The sequence below is a fragment of the Bradyrhizobium sp. USDA 336 genome, from assembly GCF_044908355.1.
Taxonomy (GTDB): Bacteria; Pseudomonadota; Alphaproteobacteria; order Rhizobiales; family Xanthobacteraceae; genus Bradyrhizobium; species Bradyrhizobium yuanmingense.
Genome location: NZ_JBIYDC010000002.1, coordinates 5908508 through 5927210, shown reverse-complemented (window position 1 = coordinate 5927210; position 18703 = coordinate 5908508). Strand labels below are relative to the sequence as shown.

The following is an 18703-nucleotide window of genomic DNA, read 5'->3' as shown; positions in this document are numbered from 1 at the left end:
ACCGGCGACGTCTGGAGAAAACCATGTTCATTCAAACCGAAGCCACCCCCAATCCCGCCACGCTGAAGTTCATTCCCGGCCGCGTCGTGGTCGACGGCAGCCCGATGGAATTTTCGAGCCGCGAATCGGCGGCGCGTTCGCCGCTCGCCGAAAAGCTGTTCGAGGTGCCCGGCGTCACCGGCGTGTTCTACGGATCGGACTTCATCACCGTGACGAAGGCGAGCGGTGAGTGGCAGCAGCTCAAGCCCGCGATTCTCGGCGCCATCATGGAGCACTACATGTCCGGCGCGCCGCTGCTCGCCGACGGCGAAGCGCACAGCGATGCCGATCTCGACGACGAGGACGAGTTCTTCGATGAAGCCGACGCCGAGACCGTCGACATGATCAAGGACCTGATCGAGACCCGGGTGCGGCCGGCCGTCGCCAATGACGGCGGCGACATCACCTTCCGCGGCTTCAAGGACGGTATCGTCTATCTCAACATGAAGGGCGCCTGCTCCGGCTGCCCGTCATCGACGGCGACGCTCCAGCACGGCATCCAGAACCTGCTCAAGCACTTCGTGCCTGACGTGGTCGAAGTCCGGCCGATGTAAGCCCCTTACGCCGCCTTCTGCTTGGCGGTGATCAGCTTGCGGTTGATCAGCACTTCGGCGATCTGGATCGCGTTGAGGGCGGCGCCCTTGCGTAAGTTATCGGATACGCACCACAGCACGAGGCCGTTCTCCACGGTCGCGTCCTCGCGGATGCGGCTGATGTAGGTCGCGTCCTCGCCGGCCGCTTCATAGGGCGTGGCGTAGCCGCCGGGCTCCTGCTTGTCGATGACGAGGCAGCCCGGCGCCTTGCGCAGGATCTCGCGGGCTTCGTCAGCGCTGATCGGGGACTCGAACTCGATGTTGACGGCCTCGGAATGGCCGACGAACACGGGCACGCGCACGCAGGTGGCGGACAGCTTGATCTTGGGATCCAGGATCTTCTTGGTCTCCGCCATCATCTTCCACTCTTCCTTGGTGTAGCCGTCCTCCATGAAGACGTCGATGTGGGGGATGACGTTGAAGGCGATGCGCTTGGGGAATTTCTTCGCGACCAGCTCGTCGTTGGTGTAGACGGCCTTGGTCTGCGAGAACAATTCGTCCATCGCGTCCTTGCCGGCGCCCGACACCGACTGATAGGTCGAGACCACGACGCGCTTGATCGTCGCCTTCTCGTGCAGCGGCTTGAGCGCGACCACGAGCTGCGCGGTCGAGCAGTTCGGGTTCGCGATGATGTTCCTCTTCTTGAAGCCTTCGGTCGCGGCCGCGTTCACCTCGGGCACGATCAGCGGCACGTCCGGATCCATGCGCCAAGCCGAGGAATTGTCGATCACCACAGCGCCGGCGGCGCCGATCTTCGGCGACCATTCCTTCGACACCGACCCGCCCGCCGACATCAGGCAGATGTCGACGTCGGAGAAGTCGTAATGCTCGAGCGCTTTGACCTTCAGGGTGCGGTCGCCATAGGAGACTTCGACACCGACGCTGCGGCGCGACGCCAGGGCCACGACCTCGTCCGCGGGGAATTTGCGCTCATCCAGGATGTTGAGCATTTCCCGACCGACATTGCCGGTCGCGCCGACGACTGCGACTTTGTAACCCATCGTTCACTCTCCGATGAAAAAGCCCGTTCCCGAAGCTGACGCTTAAACAGGAAGAGCAGCGCTTCTATGCGAGAACCGGCCTCAAGACAACGTTAAGACCATGCCTTAGGGACGTGGATGCAGTCGCCTGAGGCCAGCACGGCCGTTAGCCCTACCCAGATCCAGCTGACGCTCTTGGCCTTGGCCGACGAGGTCGTCGGCACGCTGGCGCATCTGGTCGCCTATGTGGGGGCGCTCGCCCTGTTTGCCATCCTCGCCCTTGCGGCATTGGGACAGCTGCCTGACCTGCGCGGCGATGGTCCCGCGGACAGACCGGGTTGGAGCATCGCCGACCGCTCGCACCCAGCCTTCGCCGTCAGCCGGATCGATTCATCAGAGAAAACAGCCTCTTACATCATCTTTCGGCATCCCGAAGGCGGCCGCAGGGACGTGCTGCACTGGACCGATATGGCGGACAAGCCGGTGGCCGAGCTCGAAATCTACCGCCAAGGCGCCGAATTCGACGTGACACGGCCGGCGGCCGCGGGCTTGGCCGCTCGGATGGGTTTGAGTGCAGATGCCCCGCTCGAGCAGGCCGGCCTGATCGACAGCAAATTCGGCCCCGTCGCCCTGTTCCGGCCGGTCGGCGCGACAGAGGGTACGCGGGCCTGCCTCGGCTATCTCAAGCGCTACGAGGAGCCTGCCTTGCAGATCTCCGGCTTCTCTTGCCAGGGCGACAGCTTGCCCGCCCGGCGCGCGGCGATCGCCTGCACGCTGAACCGGCTGACGCTGCTGGCCTCGGGCAACGAGCCGAGGCTGGCGGAATTGTTCGCCCATGCCGAGCTCAGGCGCCGCGGCTGTGACCCCCAGGGCTCGCCGGACTGGCTGCTGGGCGCCGCGAACGCGCAATTGCGTGGAGCGCTTTGACCTGCATCAAGGCTTCTGCATCAAGCTCAAGTGGCTGGTTTGCATGCAACTTTTGCCGGCGCGCACGATTATTCCGAGCTGGTGTGACCCAATTGACCTAGTTGCGTCCGCCCCGGCCGGGCTAGTATGGGGTGAAATCGACTGGCGGCCTGCCGCCTGAAGGGGACGTGATGAGCTTGAAATTTTCTGCCGCGAACAAACTGGCGACATTGCTTGCGGCGGGCGCCGCAATTGCCGTTGCGTTCGCGACCCCGACTTCCGCCGACACCAGGACCAAGCAGCGCTATGACGACCGCGGCCGGCCCTATTACGGCCCGAGCGGCCCCAACACGGTCTACCAGCAGGGCCGCACGCGCCTCTATGTGAGCAAGCGCTCCTGGCTGGACGGCGGCACCGAGGTCAATCCGGGCGACCGCAAGTTCACCGACTATGCCTTCCCCCCGGCCGTGGGCTATCCGTCCTTCGCCCGCGAGAACCTCAACCGGCCGATCGACCGCCAGCCGCTCTCCCCGCCGCAGGATGTCGGCGGCTATCCGCAGAACTTCCCGCTGTACTGAGGCGGGCAGCGATCCGAATCAAAATGGCCGGGCAAAAGCCCGGCCATTTGTTTTCGGGGCAGTGCCGTGGGCACTTCCGCTTCTCCATCGTCATTGCGAGCGCAGCGAAGCAATCCAGAATCTCTCCGCGGAACGTTTCTGGATTGCTTCGTCGCTTCGCTCCTCGCAATGACGGCTGAGGCTACGCGTTGGCTGCCGGGTCATAGCGCCGGCAAAATTCTTCGATGGCCTCGGAGCGGAAATCACTGAGGCGCTCGAAGATCAGCGCATCCGGCCAATCCCACCAGGCGATGCGGCGCAGGCTTGCGGAAACGGTATCGTCAAAGCGCTTGCGGATGGGACGGGCGGGAACGCCACCGACGATGGTGTACGGCTCGACATCGCGGCTGACGACGGCGCCTGCGGCGATCACTGCGCCATCGCCGACGCTCACACCCGGCAGCAGGATGGCGGCGTGGCCGATCCAGACGTCGTTGCCGACGATCACCCGGTCGCCGCGCCTACCTGCGAAGAAGTCGCGGTCGCGCGTCGCGCCCCCCTCGTAATATTCGGGGACGTAGGTGAAGCGGTGCTGCGAGGGACGGCCCATCGGGTGGTTTGGCGCACCGATCCGCACCGAGTTGGCGATCGCCGTGAACTTGCCGATCACGGCGTCGGCGACGTCGCAATTCTCGCCGAGATAGGAGTAGTCGCCGAGCGAAGCATATTCGATGCGCGTGCCCGCAAGCACCTCGCAACGCCGCCCGACCTGCGCCTCGCGCAGGCGCACCGTCTCATGGATGACGGTTTCCGCGATCTTGGGGCGGGGTGTATCCATGAGGCGGCTCCGATGAGGCCGTAGGGTGGGCAAAGGCGCGCTTGCGCCGTGCCCACCATCTCTCGGCAATCGCGATAGAAGCGGTGGGCACGCTTACGCTTTGCCCACCCTACGATGGCGGTGCTTGTGGCTACGCGTGCAGCTTCTGCAATTCCTTCAGGATCGCTTCGCCCATCTGCGTGGTCGAAGCCGACGTCGTGCCTTCCGACTTGATATCGGCGGTGCGCAGGCCGCTGGCCAGCACGGCAGCGATTGCCTGGTCGACCTTGTCGGCGAGATCGCCCATGTCGAAGGAATAGCGCAGTGCCATGCCGAAGGACGAGATCATCGCGATAGGATTGGCGAGGCCCTTGCCGGCAATATCGGGGGCCGAGCCGTGCACGGGCTCGTACAGCGCCTTGCGCTTTTTGGTCTTGACGTCGACCTCGCCGAGCGAGGCCGAGGGCAACATGCCGAGCGAACCCGTGAGCATCGCCGCGATGTCGGAGAGCATGTCGCCGAACAGATTGTCCGTCACGATGACGTCGAACTGCTTCGGCCATTTCACCAGCATCATGCCGCCGGAATCGGCGAGCTGATGCTCGAGCGTGACATCGGGGTATTCGCGCTTGTGGACCTGAGTCATGACCTCGTTCCAGAGCACGCCCGACTTCATGACGTTGCGCTTCTCCATCGACGTCACCTTGTTCTTGCGCTTCCGGGCAAGCTCGAAGGCGACGCGGCCGATGCGCTCGATCTCATAGGTATCGTAGACCTGGGTATCGATGGCGCGCTTCTGGCCGTTGCCGAGATCGGTGATGATCTTGGGCTCGCCGAAATAGACGCCGCCGGTGAGCTCACGCACGATGACGATGTCGAGGCCCTCGATCGCCTCGCGCTTCAGGCTGGAAGCATCCGCGAGCGCCGGATAGCACACGGCGGGACGGAGGTTGGCGAACAGCGCGAGATCCTTGCGCAGGCGCAAGAGGCCGGCCTCCGGGCGCACCTCGTAAGGCACGGCATCCCATTTCGGGCCGCCGACCGCGCCGAAGATCACGGCGTCGGCGTCCTTGGCCTTGGCCATGTCGCCTTCGGAGATCGACACCTTGTGCGCATCATAGGCGGAGCCGCCGACGAGGCCGGTGTCGGTCTCGAACTTGGCGATCCCGGCCGAATTGAGCCAGTCGATCAACCGCTTCACCTCGCCCATCACCTCGGGGCCGATACCGTCGCCGGGAAGCAGCAGCAGTTTGTGGGTCGCCATGGTCGTGTCCTTTTCGATCCTCTCTCGTCATTCCGGGACGCGCCTCTTAGCGCGGGCCCGGAATCCATAGCCACCAGCCGGGGTTATGGATTCCGGGCTCGCGCTTCGCGCGCCCCGGAATGACGGCGCCGGAGTGCTAGAGCGGCGTTGCGCGCTTGGCAAGACACCATTGCCGCCGCGCCGCTGTGCAAGGCCGGCGGGGCCTGCCACACTGGGTAGGCCGGAGTACCCCTTGCACGCACCTGATCGCCCCCTGCCCGCCGCGCATCCCGCGCGGCTGATCCTGACGCTGTCGCTGGCCGCCACCGTGGGGCTCGGCATCGGCCGCTTTGCCTATGCGCTGGTGCTACCTGACATGCGGGAGGACCTCGGCTGGTCCTACTCGGCGGCCGGTTTCATGAACACGATCAACGCCGTCGGCTATCTCGTGGGCGCGCTGGTGGCGTCCCGCCTGATCCGGCGCGTCGGCTGGGCCGCCGCGATCCGCGGCGGAACCATTGCCTGCGTCGCAGCGCTCGCCACCTGCGCGCTGACGGGGGATTTCGTCGCGCTGAGCCTGGCGCGCCTGGTGCTGGGCCTGGGCGCGGCGGCCGGCTTCGTCGCCGGCGGCGCACTCGCTGCCACCATCGCCCAGTCGCGGCCCGAACGGGCCAACTTCCTGCTCAGCCTGTTCTATGCCGGACCCGGCATCGGCATTCTGTCCTCGGGGCTGATCGCCCCGTTCACGCTGCAACATTTTGGGCCGGGCTCGTGGTGGATCGTGTGGTGGGCGCTGACGCTGCTGTCGGTCGCGATGACGATCCCGCTGTTCCTGATCCGGATCGAGAGCGGCGCGCGCTTCTCCGAAGGCGGTCATGCCTCGTTCGCGATCCTGCCGGTGCTGATTTATCTGGCCGGTTATTTCCTGTTCGGCGCCGGCTATATCGCCTACATGACCTTCATGATCGCCTATGTGCGCGACGGCGGCGGCGGGGCCGCGGCGCAGGCGGCGTTCTGGGGCCTGATCGGCCTATCCGCGTTCGTGACGCCCTGGGCCTGGCGCGGCGTGCTGGCGCTCGATCGCGGCGGACTTGCCACCGCCATCATCCTCGGCACCAACGCAGCCGGCGCAGCGCTGCCGATGATCGGGCATTCGCCGGCCTGGCTCGCGGTCTCCGCGATCGTGTTCGGCGTCGCCTTCTTCGCCGTGGTCGGCTCGACCACCGCCTTCGTCCGCTTCAACTATCCGCCAGAGGTGTGGCCGACCGCGATTGCGGCGATGACGATCTCGTTCGGCGTCGGCCAAACGCTCGGGCCGATCGTGGTCGGCGCGATTACGGATGCGCTGGGGAGCCTGAGTTACGCGCTGAATGTGTCGGCGGCGCTATTGGCGCTGGGCGCGGTGGCGGCGCTGTGCCAGAGGAAAGTGGGTCCGAAAGGCGAATAGCGAGTAGCGAATTGAGAGCGGGTTGGCTTCATTGCTTCCCTATTCGCCACTCCCGATTCGCTATTCGCCCTCTCAGCTCCCGCTGAACGAATTATATCCCTGGTCTTCCCAATAGCCGCCCTTGTAATCGTTGGTGACTTCCATCGAGACCACGTATTTCGGGTTCTTGAAGCCCAGCTTGGTGGGCACGCGGATCTTCATCGGAAAGCCGTAGGCGCGCGGCAGGATCTCGTTTGCGTATTTGAACGTCATCTGGGTCTGCGGATGCAGCGCACTGCGCATGTCGAGCGGTGAATTGTAGCCGTCCTTGTCGGCGCACTGGAACCAGACATAATTCGCGCGCGTGTCGGCGCCGATCAGCTTGAGGAAATCGCGCAAGGGCGTGCCGGTCCAGCTGCCGATCGCGCTCCAGCCCTCGACGCAGATGTGACGCGTGATCTGCGTGACCTGCGGCAATTGATGGAGTTCATCCAGCGTCCAGGACTTCTTGTTGTCGACGAGGCCGCGCACCTCGAGCTTCCAATCGGCGGCCGAGATATCGGGCGCGTCGTCGAGATCGTAATAGGCGTTGAACGGGAAGGGCTTTGTGATCGCGCTTTCGGGGAAGGTCGGCGCCAGCGCGTCGGGATTGAACATCCAGGCCTGCACGGCATCGTTGAACTTCGAGACCTTCGCCAGCATGGTCTCGGCCGAGGACGAGTCGATGACGTCGCAACCCGTGAGCAGCGTCAGCGCTCCCAGGCTGGCGCCGCCCGCAATGAAGCGGCGGCGCGTGACGTCAGGCATCGTCTTGATGGAATCCTTGATCAGCAGCCGCTTGTCGACGCCGGGAATGAGGAACGGACGCTTCGCCATGACGATTCTCCTCCTCAGCGACCGATGATCATCGCGCGCAGACTCTTCGGCACGAGCAGCGCAAGCAAGACGTGAACGACCAGAAACGCGCAGATCGCGGCCATGCAGAAGAAGTGGACATAGCGCGCGGCCGGATAATCGCCGAACAGCATCACGAGATAATAGAGCTGCACGGGCTTCCAAATCGCAAGGCCCGACAGCACGATCAGCACGCCGACCACGATGATGCCGGCATAGAGCAGCCGCTGCACGTAATTGTAGACGGTGAGATCGTCATGGCCGAGCTTGAAGGTCAGCGCCGCCCTGACGTCGTGGAGCACGCCCGATGCCGTGATCGGCAGCAGCTTCTTGCGGAAGCGGCCGGTGGCGATGCCGGTGACGAGATAGGCGAGGCCGTTGATCATCAGCAGCCACATCGCCGCAAAATGCCAGAGCAGGCCGCCGCCGAGCCAGCCGCCCAGCGTGTACTCGCGCGGAAAGCGGAAGTCGAACAGCGGCGAGGCGTTGTAGATCTGCCAGCCCGACAGGATCATCAGGATCATGGCGAGCGCGTTGATCCAATGCATGACCCGCACCCAGGCCGGCTGGATCACTTTGGACTTGGTGGCCGTGACCTGCTCGTCGGTGACTGTGAGGCTCGCCATGGCGGGTTCCATCCTGAGGGCGTGTGACAGCGATTATACGCCGGTGTTTCGGCTTTCGTTACATCCCGTTCGCCATCGAATCGATGTCGTGAGGCTATTGTGGTCACAAAAGAGCGAGCCGGGTATCCCCGGCTCGCGGTCTGAGGACGTCCTGTTCGGGGATGAAACAGGATCGCGCGGTGTTACGTCGCCGGCATCAGCACGGTATCGACCACATGGATCACGCCGTTCGACTGGTTGACGTTGGTGATCGTCACCATCGAGGTGCCGCCCTTGGCGTCGACGATCCAGACCTTGCCGTCCATTTTCTTCACCGTCAGCTCCTCGCCTTCGGCGGTCTTCAGCTTCTTACCGTCGGTGAGGTCGGAAGCCGCGAGCTTGCCGGGCACGACATGGTAGGTGAGGATCTTGGTCAGCGTCGCCTTGTTCTCGGGCTTGACCAGGTTGTCGACGGTGCCGGCCGGCAGCTTGCCGAAGGCGGCGTTGGTCGGCGCGAACACCGTGAACGGGCCCTTGCCTTCGAGCGTCGGCACCAGGCCGGCCGCCTTCACCGCCGCCACCAGCGTGGTGTGATCCTTGGAGTTGACCGCGTTCTGGACGATGTTCTTGGACGGGTACATCGCGGCGCCGCCGACCATCACGGTCTTTTCCTCGGCACTGGTGGGCGCGACGACGGTCGCGGTGAGGGCCAGGGCGCTGAAGGCGGCGGCAGCGAGATAGGTAATGCGCTTCGACATGAGAGAGTCTCCCGATTGAATTGAGACCGGCGAGGGCCGGCGTTGAGCTGAGCAACAACGGCGCCTGCGACAGTTGAGGGTGATGCAGCAGTGCCGTCGTTGGACCGAACTACGGGAGGGTTTCAGGTGCGGTTTCGGGGAAAAATTCTTTGTGATGGGTGAAACTATCGGCGGGGATGTTCGTGTGCGAACCAGAGCACGCGACAAAACCCCACTGCCGTCCTGGACAAGCGTAGCGAAGCCGTAGGGTGGGCAAAGCGAAGCGTGCCCACCAAACGCAAATGCGGAGAGAGACGGTGGGCACGGCGCTTCGCGCCTTTGCCCACCCTACGACGGCGTGCCCGTTGAGGCAGTGTCCTCGCCTCAATCCCTGTTGTTCGGGGTCTGAATGAAGCCGCGATTATGCGTCGGGCTGATCAGCACTTCGTTGATGCAGACTCTCGCCGGCATGCTCGCGATGAAGGCGATGGTACGACCGAGGTCTTCGGGCTGCAGCATCTTCGCCTGCTCGGCTTCGCTCGGCACCACCGGGCGCAGCTTCAGGATCGGCGTCGCCACCTCGCCCGGCATCAGGCAGCAGGCGCGCAGGCCGTTGACGCATTCGTCCATGTTGAAGGAATGGGTCAGTGCCAGCACCGCGTGCTTGGTGGTGGTGTAGGCCGGGCCCGGCATCTTCGAGACGTGACGGCCGGCCCAGGACGAGACGTTGATGATGGAACCGTCCTGCTGCTGGCGCATCGTCGGCAGCACGGCGCGCATGCAATAAAGCACGCCGTTGAGATTGACCTGGACCAGTCTGTCCCAGCCCTCCAGCTCCATGTCCTTCCAGCTGCGTTTGGGGACATTGATGCCGGCATTGTTGACGAGCAGGTCGATGCGCCCGTGCTTCGCGACGATCTGATCGGCCGCCTTCTGGGCTGCGGCCGCGTTGGCGACGTCGAGCGCAATGGCCTCGGCCGCCCCACCGTCCCCCGTGATCTTCGCCACCACGGCATCGAGGGCTGACTGCCGCCGGCCCGAGACCACCACCGTCCAGCCGTCGGCAGCTAACGCCTCGGCGCCGGCCTCCCCGATCCCGCTGCCACCACCCGTGACCCAGGCCACGCGTTTCCCGCTTTTTGACATGCAAACTGTCTCCGTTGCTTCATCGGGGCGGTTTTTGCTAATCCAGCCCTCGGTTTTGACCGGCCTATGCCGGCGAGGAATGTTGCATGAACCAAGCTGCCAACGCCAATTTGTTTTCCCGCCTGTTCGAGGGCCTCGCCGATCCGAAGCGGCTCGCGATCGAGACGCACGACGGCGCCCATATCAGCTATGGCGACCTGATCGCGCGCGCGGGCCAGATGGCGAACGTGCTGGTCGCGCGCGGCGTGAAGCCGGGCGACCGCGTCGCGGTACAGGTGGAGAAGTCGGTCGCCAACATCGTGCTGTATCTCGGCACGGTGCGCGCCGGCGCGGTCTTTCTGCCGCTGAACACGGCCTATACGCTGAACGAGCTCGACTACTTCATCGGCGATGCCGAGCCGTCGCTGGTGGTCTGCGATCCCGCCAAGGCAGAAGGCCTCGCGCCGATCGCAGGCAAGGTGAGGGCGAAGGTCGAGACGCTCGGGGCTGACGGCAAGGGCTCGCTGACGGAGGCCGCAGACAAGGCGAGGAGCGAATTCACGACGGTGCCGCGCGAAAACGACGATCTCGCCGCGATCCTCTACACCTCGGGCACCACCGGCCGCTCCAAGGGCGCGATGCTGACGCATGACAATCTCGCGTCCAACTCGCTCTCGCTCGTCGACTATTGGCGCTTCACCGACAAGGACGTCCTGATCCACGCGCTGCCGATCTACCACACCCACGGCCTGTTCGTGGCGACCAACGTGACGCTGTTCGCGCGCGCCTCGATGATCTTCCTGCCGAAGCTCGATCCGGACCTGATCATCAAGTTGATGGCGCGCGCGACGGTGCTGATGGGCGTGCCGACCTTCTACACCCGCCTGCTGCAGAACCCCGCGCTGTCGCATGAGACGACGAAGCACATGCGGCTGTTCATCTCGGGCTCGGCGCCGTTGCTCGCCGACACCCATCGCGAATGGTCGGCGCGCACGGGCCATGCCGTGCTCGAGCGCTACGGCATGACCGAGACCAACATGAACACGTCGAATCCCTATGACGGCGAGCGCGTGCCCGGCGCGGTCGGCTTCCCGCTGCCGGGCGTCTCTGTGCGCGTGACCGATCCCGAGACAGGAAAAGAGCTGCCGCGCGACGAAATCGGCATGATCGAGGTGAAGGGACCGAACGTCTTCAAGGGCTATTGGCGCATGCCGGAGAAGACCAAGGCCGAATTCCGGCCCGACGGCTTCTTCATCACCGGCGATCTCGGCAAGATCGATGCAAAGGGTTACGTGCACATCCTCGGACGCGGCAAGGATCTCGTGATCTCGGGTGGCTTCAACGTGTATCCGAAGGAAATCGAGAGCGAGATCGACGCCATGCCCGGCGTGGTGGAGTCGGCCGTGATCGGCGTGCCGCATGCCGATTTCGGCGAGGGTGTCACGGCCGTGCTGGTGCGCCAGCCCGGCGCGAGCATCGATGAAGCAGCCGTGCTGAAGGGCCTCGACGGGCGCCTCGCGAAATTCAAGATGCCGAAGCGAGTCTTCGTGGTCGACGAGCTGCCGCGCAACACGATGGGCAAGGTGCAGAAGAACGTGCTGCGCGAGACGTACAAGGACATTTACGCGAAGAAGTAGGAGCGAATGCTCCGGGGCTGGAGAGATGCATGAAGCGCGAGCAGGCTGTCCGGATCAACGATCATCTCCTCGATGCTTATAGGGCCCTCGACCAGGCCCGAATGGGCATCGCGGCACTTGGCAAGGCTGAGCGGATCGGGTTCGGAGATTGGCTTGAGGAAGTCGTTGCCGCCTTAGAGGACGAACTGCTCCAGCCGATCTACGATCAGTACCCGGATCTGGAGCCGCCAAAATCCGATCGAGAACCGCTGAGGTATATTTGCGAACTCACGTGGGATGAGGTGCAGCTCCCGGCGTCGACGACCGAAAAGCAACTCGACGAGATTATTTTTTCGGTCATGAAGCCGACCTGGCGAAAAACCGCGATGATGGTCACCTATGTGTTGGATCGCTGCAAAGAGCTTGGATTGCAGATCGAAGGCGAAGTGATTGCTGCGCGATTGAAGGTGCTTTCCGACTCCGATCGCATCGAAGGCATCGGCGATCTCCGATCATGGTTCCACAGCGAAGTGCGACTGAAGGATTAGTCCGCCTTGCGATTTCTGAGCTCTGCTCTCCCCGTCATTGCGAGGAGCACTTGCGACGAAGCAATCCGGAATCGTTCCGCAGAGACAGCCTGGATTGCTTCGCTTCGCTCGCAATGACGGTGGATGTGGCGGCTACAGCTGCCTACGATCAACAGATAACACCCGAACGCCATCTCCAGCGTGCGCTTCGACATTGCATCCGCGGCCTTCACGCCGAGCGGCAGGGTGACGAGGCTCATCGGCATCATCAGCGCGGCGCGGAGCAGCGAGACGAGCTGAGCCCGAAGGGCACTTGCAGGGCTGCGACAAGCCGGATAGCTCGCCGCGGCGGGCCATCCGGCATAGATGTAGCCGAGCGCATCGGCAGCAGTAGGCGATCCGATCTGGGCGGTCGAACGTCGCGCGGCCCGGCTGGGGTGGAATGCAGGTTGCGCATATCGGCCCGAAGCGCGTGAACCGGTGAGAGTGCCAAAAACCCAATCGGGCAACGGCCGGGCCCGGCATCCTTCGCTGGCGCATTGCCACGCCCCGGCGCGCAACGGCTTAGAGGCGTTCCAATAGTGATTTCAATGCGCCAAACGCCGGCCCCGAAGTGATGAATTTAGATTCCTGTGTTCGCTTGCGGACCGATATGCTGGTATACCAAGACCCTGATTGGCCTTGGTTCATCAAGGCCATAGAGCTGAACCACAGTTCGGTTTATGGCGATTTGGTGATTGCGCAGGCCAGATCGACTCCGTAAATAGAGCCCACCTTTCGCGATCCCCGCGCGCCCCATGCTGGGCCGCAACAAACATCAAAAGCCGCCCATGACCGCACGGATCGAACGACCGCTTTCGCCGCACATCCAAACCTATCGCTGGACGCTGACGATGGCTCTATCCATCGTGCACCGCGCCACCGGTATCGCCCTTTACGTCGGAACCCTGCTGCTGGTCTGGTGGCTGGTTGCCGCGGCCTCCGGCCCGGCCGCCTATGCCCATGTCCAGGCTTTCTCCAGCAGCATCATCGGCCGGCTGATTGTGTTCGGCTACACCTGGGCCCTGATGCACCACATGCTCAGCGGCATCCGGCATTTCGTCTGGGATCTCGGCTACGGCTTCAAGGCCAATGAGCGCGAAGCGCTGACCTGGGGCGCCCTGATCGGCGGCATCGCGCTGACGGTGCTGATCTGGATCATCGCCTATGCGAACGGAGGCGGCCGATGAGCTTCGACGAATCCCACGGCTCTCCGAAGCGTCCCTCGATGCGCACCCCGCTCGGGCGCGTCCGCAATCTCGGCGCCGCGCATTCCGGCACGTCCGATTTCTGGCGCCAGCGCATCACCGGCGTCGCCATGACGCTGCTGATGATCCCGGCGCTGGTCATCATCATGATGCTGCTCGGCCGCAACCAGGTCTACGCGGCGCAGACCCTGAGCTCCATTCCCGTTGCGGTGATCCTGCTCCTCTTCATCTTCGCCAGCGCCTGGCACATGAAGATCGGCATGCAGGTGGTGATCGAGGACTACGTCCATAACGAGAAGCTCAAGCTCACCGCGATCATGCTCAACAATTTCTTCTCGGTCGCCGTGGCGCTCGCCTCGACCTACGCGATCCTGAAGCTCTCTTCCGGAGTGTAACCCATGGCCGCTGAGACCAATGGCAAGGGCAACGGCGCTCCCGCCACCAACGGAAAAGCCTATCCGATCGAAGACCACACCTATGATGTCGTCGTGGTCGGCGCCGGCGGCGCCGGCCTGCGCGCCGTCGTCGGCTGCAGCGAAGCCGGCCTCCGCACCGCCTGCATCACCAAGGTGTTTCCGACCCGTTCGCACACGGTCGCGGCGCAGGGCGGCATCTCCGCCTCGCTCGGCAACATGCATAAGGACGACTGGCGCTGGCACATGTACGACACCGTGAAGGGGTCGGACTGGCTCGGGGACCAGGACGCGATCGAATACATGGTGCGCAACGCGCCCGACGCGGTCTACGAGCTCGAGCATTGGGGCGTGCCGTTCTCGCGCACCGAGGACGGCAAGATCTACCAGCGTCCGTTCGGCGGCATGACCACCGAGTTCGGCAAGGCCCAGGCGCAGCGCACCTGCGCCGCCGCCGACCGCACCGGCCACGCCATGCTGCACACGATGTACGGCCAGTCGCTGCGCCACGCGGCCGAGTTCTTCATCGAGTTCTTCGCCATCGACCTGATCATGGACGACCAGGGCACCTGCCGCGGCGTCATCGCGCTCAAGCTCGACGACGGCACGCTGCATCGCTTCCGCGCCCAGACCACGATCCTAGCGACCGGCGGCTATGGCCGCGCCTACGCCTCCTGCACCTCGGCGCACACCTGCACCGGCGATGGCGGCGGCATGGTGCTGCGCGCCGGCCTACCGATGCAGGACATGGAGTTCGTGCAGTTCCACCCGACCGGCATCTACGGCTCGGGCTGCCTCGTCACCGAGGGCGCCCGCGGCGAAGGCGGCTATCTCGTCAACGCCGAAGGCGAGCGCTTCATGGAGCGCTATGCGCCGTCGGCCAAGGACCTCGCTTCGCGCGACGTGGTCTCGCGCGCGATGACCATCGAGATCCGCGAGGGACGCGGCGTCGGCAAGAAGAAGGACCACATCTTCCTGCATCTCGACCATCTCGATCCCGCCGTGCTCGCCGAGCGTCTGCCGGGCATCTCGGAATCGGCCAAGATCTTCGCCAATGTCGACGTGACGCGCGAGCCGATCCCGATCGTGCCGACCGTGCATTACAACATGGGCGGCATCCCCACGAACTATCATGGCGAGGTGCTGACCAAGAAGGACGGCGACGACAACGCGGTGATCCCCGGCCTGATGGCGATCGGCGAAGCGGCCTGCGTCTCCGTGCACGGCGCCAACCGCCTCGGCTCCAACTCGCTGATCGACCTCGTCGTATTCGGCCGCGCCGCCGCGTTGCGCCTGGCCGAAAAGCTCACACCCAACGCCAAGCAGCCCGAGCTGCCGACGAACTCGGCCGAGATGGCGCTCGGTCGCCTCGACCATTACCGCTACGCCTCAGGCGGCACGCCGACCGCGAAGCTGCGCGAAGGCATGCAGCACGTGATGCAGAACAATTGCGCGGTGTTCCGCACCGGTGAAGTGCTGAGCGAAGGCCAGAACCTGATCGCGAAGGTCCACAGCGGCATCACCGACATCGCCGTCTCCGACCGCTCGCTGGTGTGGAATTCGGACCTCGTCGAGACGCTGGAATTCGACAATCTGATCTCGCAGGCGGTGGTGACGATGAACTCGGCCGCCAACCGCACCGAGAGCCGCGGCGCCCATGCCCGCGAGGACTTCTCCGAGCGGGACGACAAGAACTGGATGAAGCACACGCTGGCCTGGCTGGACGATGCCGGCAAGGTCAGGATCGAGTATCGCCCGGTTCACAACTACACCATGACCAACGACGTGCAGTACATCCCGCCCAAAGCTCGCGTTTACTAAACGTCGCGCGTGTATTGATCGAACAGCGAAGGCCTTAATCGAATGGTTGAATTCGCACTTCCGAAGAACTCCAAGATCACTGGCGGCAAGACCTGGCCGAAGCCCCCGGGCGCGACCGAGCTCCGCGAGTTCAAGGTCTATCGCTGGAATCCGGACGACGGCAAGAATCCAAGCGTCGATACCTATTACATCGACACCAATGATTGCGGCCCGATGGTGCTGGACGGCCTGATCTGGATCAAGAACCACATCGACCCGTCGCTGACCTTCCGCCGCTCCTGCCGTGAAGGCGTCTGCGGCTCCTGCGCGATGAACATCGACGGCCAGAACACGCTGGCCTGCACCAAGTCGATGCACGACGTGAAGGACGGCGCGGTCAAGATCAACCCGCTGCCGCATCAGCCGGTGGTCAAGGACCTCGTCCCCGACCTCACCAATTTCTACGCGCAATACGCCTCTGTGGAGCCCTGGCTGAAGACGACCTCGCCGACCCCGCAGAAGGAGTGGCGCCAGAGCCACGAGGACCGCGAGAAGCTCGACGGCCTCTACGAGTGCATCCTCTGCGCCTGCTGCTCGACCTCCTGCCCGAGCTATTGGTGGAACAGCGAGCGCTATCTCGGCCCCGCCGCGCTGCTCCAGGCCAACCGCTGGGTCTCGGATTCGCGCGACGAGGCCACCGGCGAGCGGCTCGACAATCTCGAGGACCCGTTCCGGCTCTATCGCTGCCACACCATCATGAACTGCGCCAAGGCCTGCCCGAAGGGCCTCAACCCGGCCGAAGCCATCGCCGAGCTCAAGCTCAAGATGGTCGAACGCCAGATCTGAGGCGAAGTCCCCCTTCCGCCCCGGCCAAACCGGCCGGGGTGTTCTGCATTTGCCGTCAATTCGAGCAGAATTTTTCTCTGACCCGCTCGACGCGCAAATTTCCGGCTCGCAACCAACGGTTCCAGCACAAGCTGCTTCCTTCCTTGCGCGGGATTCAGTTAAGCTCCCGTCAGGGACGGAGCGACTGTGCAGAGGGCGCAACGCAACTCGCTGAGGCTGTTACAGTGGATGATGGCGGCATCCCTGGCGCTGCCGATTGGGCTGTTCGCAATCGCCGCCGCGATCTCCTACACATCGACCAAGGATACCGCCGACCGCGAGATCGAGCGCACGGTCGATGTCGCACATGAGCACGCGCTCAAGGTCTTCGAGACCATCGACCGCAGCATCGCCGAGCTCAACGAGGTCGTGCGTGGCCTGCCCGACGGCATCATCCGCGACCGGGAGCCGACGCTGCATCGCCGGCTGAAGCGGCTGACCGATTCGCTGCCGCAGCTCAAATCGGCCTGGATCTTCGACGCGAACGGAAAGGCGCTGGTCAACAGTCTCGTCTCGCCGCCGCCGGACCTGAGTTTTGCCGACCGCGATTACTTCTATTCCCATGTCGACCAGAGCATCGGCACGTTCATCGGCACGGCCCTGACGCCACGACCGCCCTATCAGGGCGCCCGATTCTTCGGAGTCAGCCGCCGCCGCGACTCCGACGACGGCCGCTTCATCGGCGTGATCCAGGCCTCCGTGCTGCCGGAATATTTCGAAAGCTTCTATGCCAGGATCGGCACCGATCCCGGCAGCTTCTTCGCGATGGGGCGCACCGACGGCGCAATGCTCGCGCATTTTCCCCGGCTCGACCACGAGCTTCGGCTCGATCCGACCGGACCGGTGGGCCAGAAGATCGCGACCCAGCCCGTGCACGGCCTCATCACGGTCGCCTGGCCCTCGGACGGTATCGAGCGGCGCATCGCCTATCGGCGCGTCGCCGAATATCCGATCTATGTCAGCGCCGGGTTGGAGACCTCTGCGATCCGCGCACGCTGGCTCGCCACCATCGGCCAGCATCTGGTGTTCGGCATTCCCGCCACCGCGCTGCTGTTCCTGCTGCTGGCGCTCGCTCTGCGGCGCACCCAGCACCTTCAGGCCGAAGCTGCAAAGCGGCGCGAGGCTGAGGAGGCGCTCAAGCACAGCCAGCGCTTGGAAGCGCTCGGCCAGCTCACCGGCGGCGTCGCGCATGATTTCAACAACCTCCTGACGGTGATCCGCGCTTCGGTCGATCTCTTGAACCGTCCGCAGCTGACGGAGGAGCGGCGACAACGCTACATCACGGCCATTGCCGATTCGGTGGCGCGTGCGGCCAAGCTGACTTCGCAACTGCTCGCCTTTGCGCGGCGCCAGACCCTCAAGCCGGAGGTGTTCGACGTCGGCGCACGGGTGCAGTCGCTGCACGACATGCTCGCCACGCTGCTGGGCCCCGCGATCGAGATCGTCATGCAGCTGCCGGCGGAGCCGTGCCTCGTCAATGCCGATGCCAGCCAGTTCGAGACGGCGCTGATCAACATGGCGACCAATGCGCGCGATGCCATGCAGGGCCAGGGGCGAATCGTTTTCAAGGTCGAGGCCACGACGACCGTTCCGGACGCGCTGGTGCAGCTTTCGGCCAGCCCGGACCACGGCTTCGTCCGCGTCACCGTCAGCGATACCGGCGTCGGCATTCCCGCCGCGCGGCTCGGGCGCATCTTCGAGCCGTTCTTCACCACCAAGCAGGTCGGCCGCGGCACCGGTCTCGGCCTGTCCCAGGTGTTCGGCTTCGCCCGGCAGTCCGGCGGCGAGGTGACCGTGACGAGCGAGGTGGGGCACGGCAGCACCTTCTCGCTCTATCTGCCGCGCGTGCCGCCGGGCCTGCTGCCGCAGCGCCAGGCCCCCAACACGGCGCCGGCGGTGGCCGGCAGCGGCATGTCGGTGCTGGTGGTCGAGGACAATATCGAACTGGCCAATTTCGCCGCCGATGGCCTCACCGAGCTCGGCTACAGCATCACGCTGGTCGACAACGCGGCCGACGCGCTCGCCGAGCTCGTCGTGGACGCCGACCGCTTCGATGTCGTGTTCTCGGACGTGGTGATGCCCGGGATGACCGGGCTCGATCTGGCGCAGGCGATCCGCGAGCGCGGCCTCAGCGTTCCGGTCGTGCTGACCACCGGCTACAGCCAGGCCCTGTCGCAGGAGGGTACCGGCGGCTGCGACCTCGTGCAAAAGCCTTATTCGATCGAGGAATTGTCGCGCGTTCTGCATCGGGCGGCGCGGATCCGGCACGTCAGGGACGGCGCCGCCGAATAGG

The 18703-nt window shown here is 64.5% G+C and carries 18 protein-coding genes and 1 pseudogene; 11 read left to right on the top strand and 8 right to left on the bottom strand.

Going from position 1 to position 18703, the window contains the following annotated elements:
- Positions 1 to 23 precede the first annotated feature (23 nt).
- A complete protein-coding gene (locus ABIA45_RS28810) occupies positions 24 to 593 on the top strand; it encodes a NifU family protein (protein WP_271541556.1) in 570 nt (189 codons plus the stop codon).
- 5 nt (positions 594 to 598) lie between these two features.
- On the opposite strand, the gene ABIA45_RS28805 is transcribed toward ABIA45_RS28810, so the two are convergent.
- Positions 599 to 1633: an aspartate-semialdehyde dehydrogenase gene (locus ABIA45_RS28805; protein WP_404654504.1), complete on the bottom strand. Its 1035-nt coding sequence runs from the start codon at positions 1631 to 1633 to the stop codon at positions 599 to 601.
- Between the two features lie 117 nt (positions 1634 to 1750).
- Between ABIA45_RS28805 and ABIA45_RS28800 the strand changes: the two genes are divergently transcribed.
- Together ABIA45_RS28800 and ABIA45_RS28795 are read left to right on the top strand one after the other, a co-directional pair.
- Positions 1751 to 2539, top strand: coding sequence for a hypothetical protein (locus tag ABIA45_RS28800; RefSeq protein ID WP_404654503.1), 789 nt, complete (start codon positions 1751 to 1753; stop codon positions 2537 to 2539).
- Positions 2540 to 2709: 170 nt separating this feature from the next.
- Positions 2710 to 3096: a hypothetical protein gene (locus tag ABIA45_RS28795; RefSeq protein ID WP_404545097.1), complete on the top strand. Its 387-nt coding sequence runs from the start codon at positions 2710 to 2712 to the stop codon at positions 3094 to 3096.
- A gap of 181 nt (positions 3097 to 3277) precedes the next feature.
- Here the strand turns inward: ABIA45_RS28795 and ABIA45_RS28790 are convergent, their stop codons facing one another.
- Both ABIA45_RS28790 and leuB read right to left on the bottom strand, forming a co-directional pair.
- A complete protein-coding gene (locus ABIA45_RS28790) occupies positions 3278 to 3913 on the bottom strand; it encodes a DapH/DapD/GlmU-related protein (RefSeq protein ID WP_275501698.1) in 636 nt (211 codons plus the stop codon).
- Positions 3914 to 4043: 130 nt separating this feature from the next.
- Positions 4044 to 5156 carry a 3-isopropylmalate dehydrogenase gene (gene leuB / locus ABIA45_RS28785; RefSeq protein WP_404654502.1) on the bottom strand — a complete coding sequence of 371 codons (1113 nt, stop codon included), beginning with the start codon at positions 5154 to 5156 and terminating at the stop codon, positions 4044 to 4046.
- Between the two features lie 232 nt (positions 5157 to 5388).
- On the opposite strand from leuB, the gene ABIA45_RS28780 reads away from it, so the two are divergent.
- Positions 5389 to 6582 carry a YbfB/YjiJ family MFS transporter gene (locus tag ABIA45_RS28780; RefSeq protein ID WP_404654501.1) on the top strand — a complete coding sequence of 398 codons (1194 nt, stop codon included), beginning with the start codon at positions 5389 to 5391 and terminating at the stop codon, positions 6580 to 6582.
- A 72-nt stretch (positions 6583 to 6654) separates the two neighbouring features.
- On the opposite strand, the gene ABIA45_RS28775 is transcribed toward ABIA45_RS28780, so the two are convergent.
- The 4 genes from ABIA45_RS28775 to ABIA45_RS28760 all read right to left on the bottom strand — a co-directional run bounded on the left by ABIA45_RS28775 (position 6655) and on the right by ABIA45_RS28760 (position 9943).
- Entirely contained in the window at positions 6655 to 7437 is a 783-nt protein-coding gene (locus tag ABIA45_RS28775; RefSeq protein ID WP_271541542.1) for a molybdopterin-binding protein, read from the bottom strand.
- 14 nt (positions 7438 to 7451) lie between these two features.
- A complete protein-coding gene (locus ABIA45_RS28770) occupies positions 7452 to 8081 on the bottom strand; it encodes a cytochrome b/b6 domain-containing protein (protein ID WP_036002769.1) in 630 nt (209 codons plus the stop codon).
- Between the two features lie 182 nt (positions 8082 to 8263).
- On the bottom strand, positions 8264 to 8818 hold the full coding sequence (locus ABIA45_RS28765; protein ID WP_404654500.1) for a fasciclin domain-containing protein: 555 nt from the start codon (positions 8816 to 8818) through the stop codon (positions 8264 to 8266).
- A 363-nt stretch (positions 8819 to 9181) separates the two neighbouring features.
- Positions 9182 to 9943 carry an SDR family oxidoreductase gene (locus ABIA45_RS28760; RefSeq protein ID WP_157284932.1) on the bottom strand — a complete coding sequence of 254 codons (762 nt, stop codon included), beginning with the start codon at positions 9941 to 9943 and terminating at the stop codon, positions 9182 to 9184.
- A gap of 86 nt (positions 9944 to 10029) precedes the next feature.
- Between ABIA45_RS28760 and ABIA45_RS28755 the strand changes: the two genes are divergently transcribed.
- Positions 10030 to 11559: a malonyl-CoA synthase gene (locus ABIA45_RS28755; RefSeq protein ID WP_404654499.1), complete on the top strand. Its 1530-nt coding sequence runs from the start codon at positions 10030 to 10032 to the stop codon at positions 11557 to 11559.
- A 29-nt stretch (positions 11560 to 11588) separates the two neighbouring features.
- The gene (locus tag ABIA45_RS28750; RefSeq protein WP_404545081.1) at positions 11589 to 12086 is read left to right on the top strand and encodes a hypothetical protein; all 498 of its coding nucleotides are present in this window, start codon (positions 11589 to 11591) and stop codon (positions 12084 to 12086) included.
- 137 nt (positions 12087 to 12223) lie between these two features.
- On the opposite strand, the pseudogene ABIA45_RS28745 reads toward ABIA45_RS28750, so the two are convergent.
- A pseudogene (locus ABIA45_RS28745) lies at positions 12224 to 12445 on the bottom strand (sulfite exporter TauE/SafE family protein); the annotation flags it as partial.
- Between the two features lie 450 nt (positions 12446 to 12895).
- On the opposite strand from ABIA45_RS28745, the gene sdhC reads away from it, so the two are divergent.
- From sdhC to ABIA45_RS28720, 5 genes are all read left to right on the top strand, one after another.
- Positions 12896 to 13294, top strand: coding sequence for a succinate dehydrogenase, cytochrome b556 subunit (sdhC, locus tag ABIA45_RS28740; protein WP_025033170.1), 399 nt, complete (start codon positions 12896 to 12898; stop codon positions 13292 to 13294).
- Positions 13291 to 13707: a succinate dehydrogenase, hydrophobic membrane anchor protein gene (gene sdhD, locus ABIA45_RS28735; protein ID WP_036002745.1), complete on the top strand. Its 417-nt coding sequence runs from the start codon at positions 13291 to 13293 to the stop codon at positions 13705 to 13707. Before sdhC ends, sdhD begins: the two co-directional genes overlap by 4 nt.
- A 3-nt stretch (positions 13708 to 13710) precedes the next feature.
- The gene (gene sdhA, locus ABIA45_RS28730; protein ID WP_036002747.1) at positions 13711 to 15546 is read left to right on the top strand and encodes a succinate dehydrogenase flavoprotein subunit; all 1836 of its coding nucleotides are present in this window, start codon (positions 13711 to 13713) and stop codon (positions 15544 to 15546) included.
- 42 nt (positions 15547 to 15588) lie between these two features.
- Positions 15589 to 16371: a succinate dehydrogenase iron-sulfur subunit gene (locus ABIA45_RS28725; protein WP_036002750.1), complete on the top strand. Its 783-nt coding sequence runs from the start codon at positions 15589 to 15591 to the stop codon at positions 16369 to 16371.
- Positions 16372 to 16557: 186 nt separating this feature from the next.
- Positions 16558 to 18702 (top strand): ATP-binding protein, encoded by a 2145-nt coding sequence (locus tag ABIA45_RS28720; RefSeq protein ID WP_404654498.1) that lies wholly within the window; start codon positions 16558 to 16560, stop codon positions 18700 to 18702.
- The last annotated feature ends 1 nt before the right edge of the window (position 18703 follow it).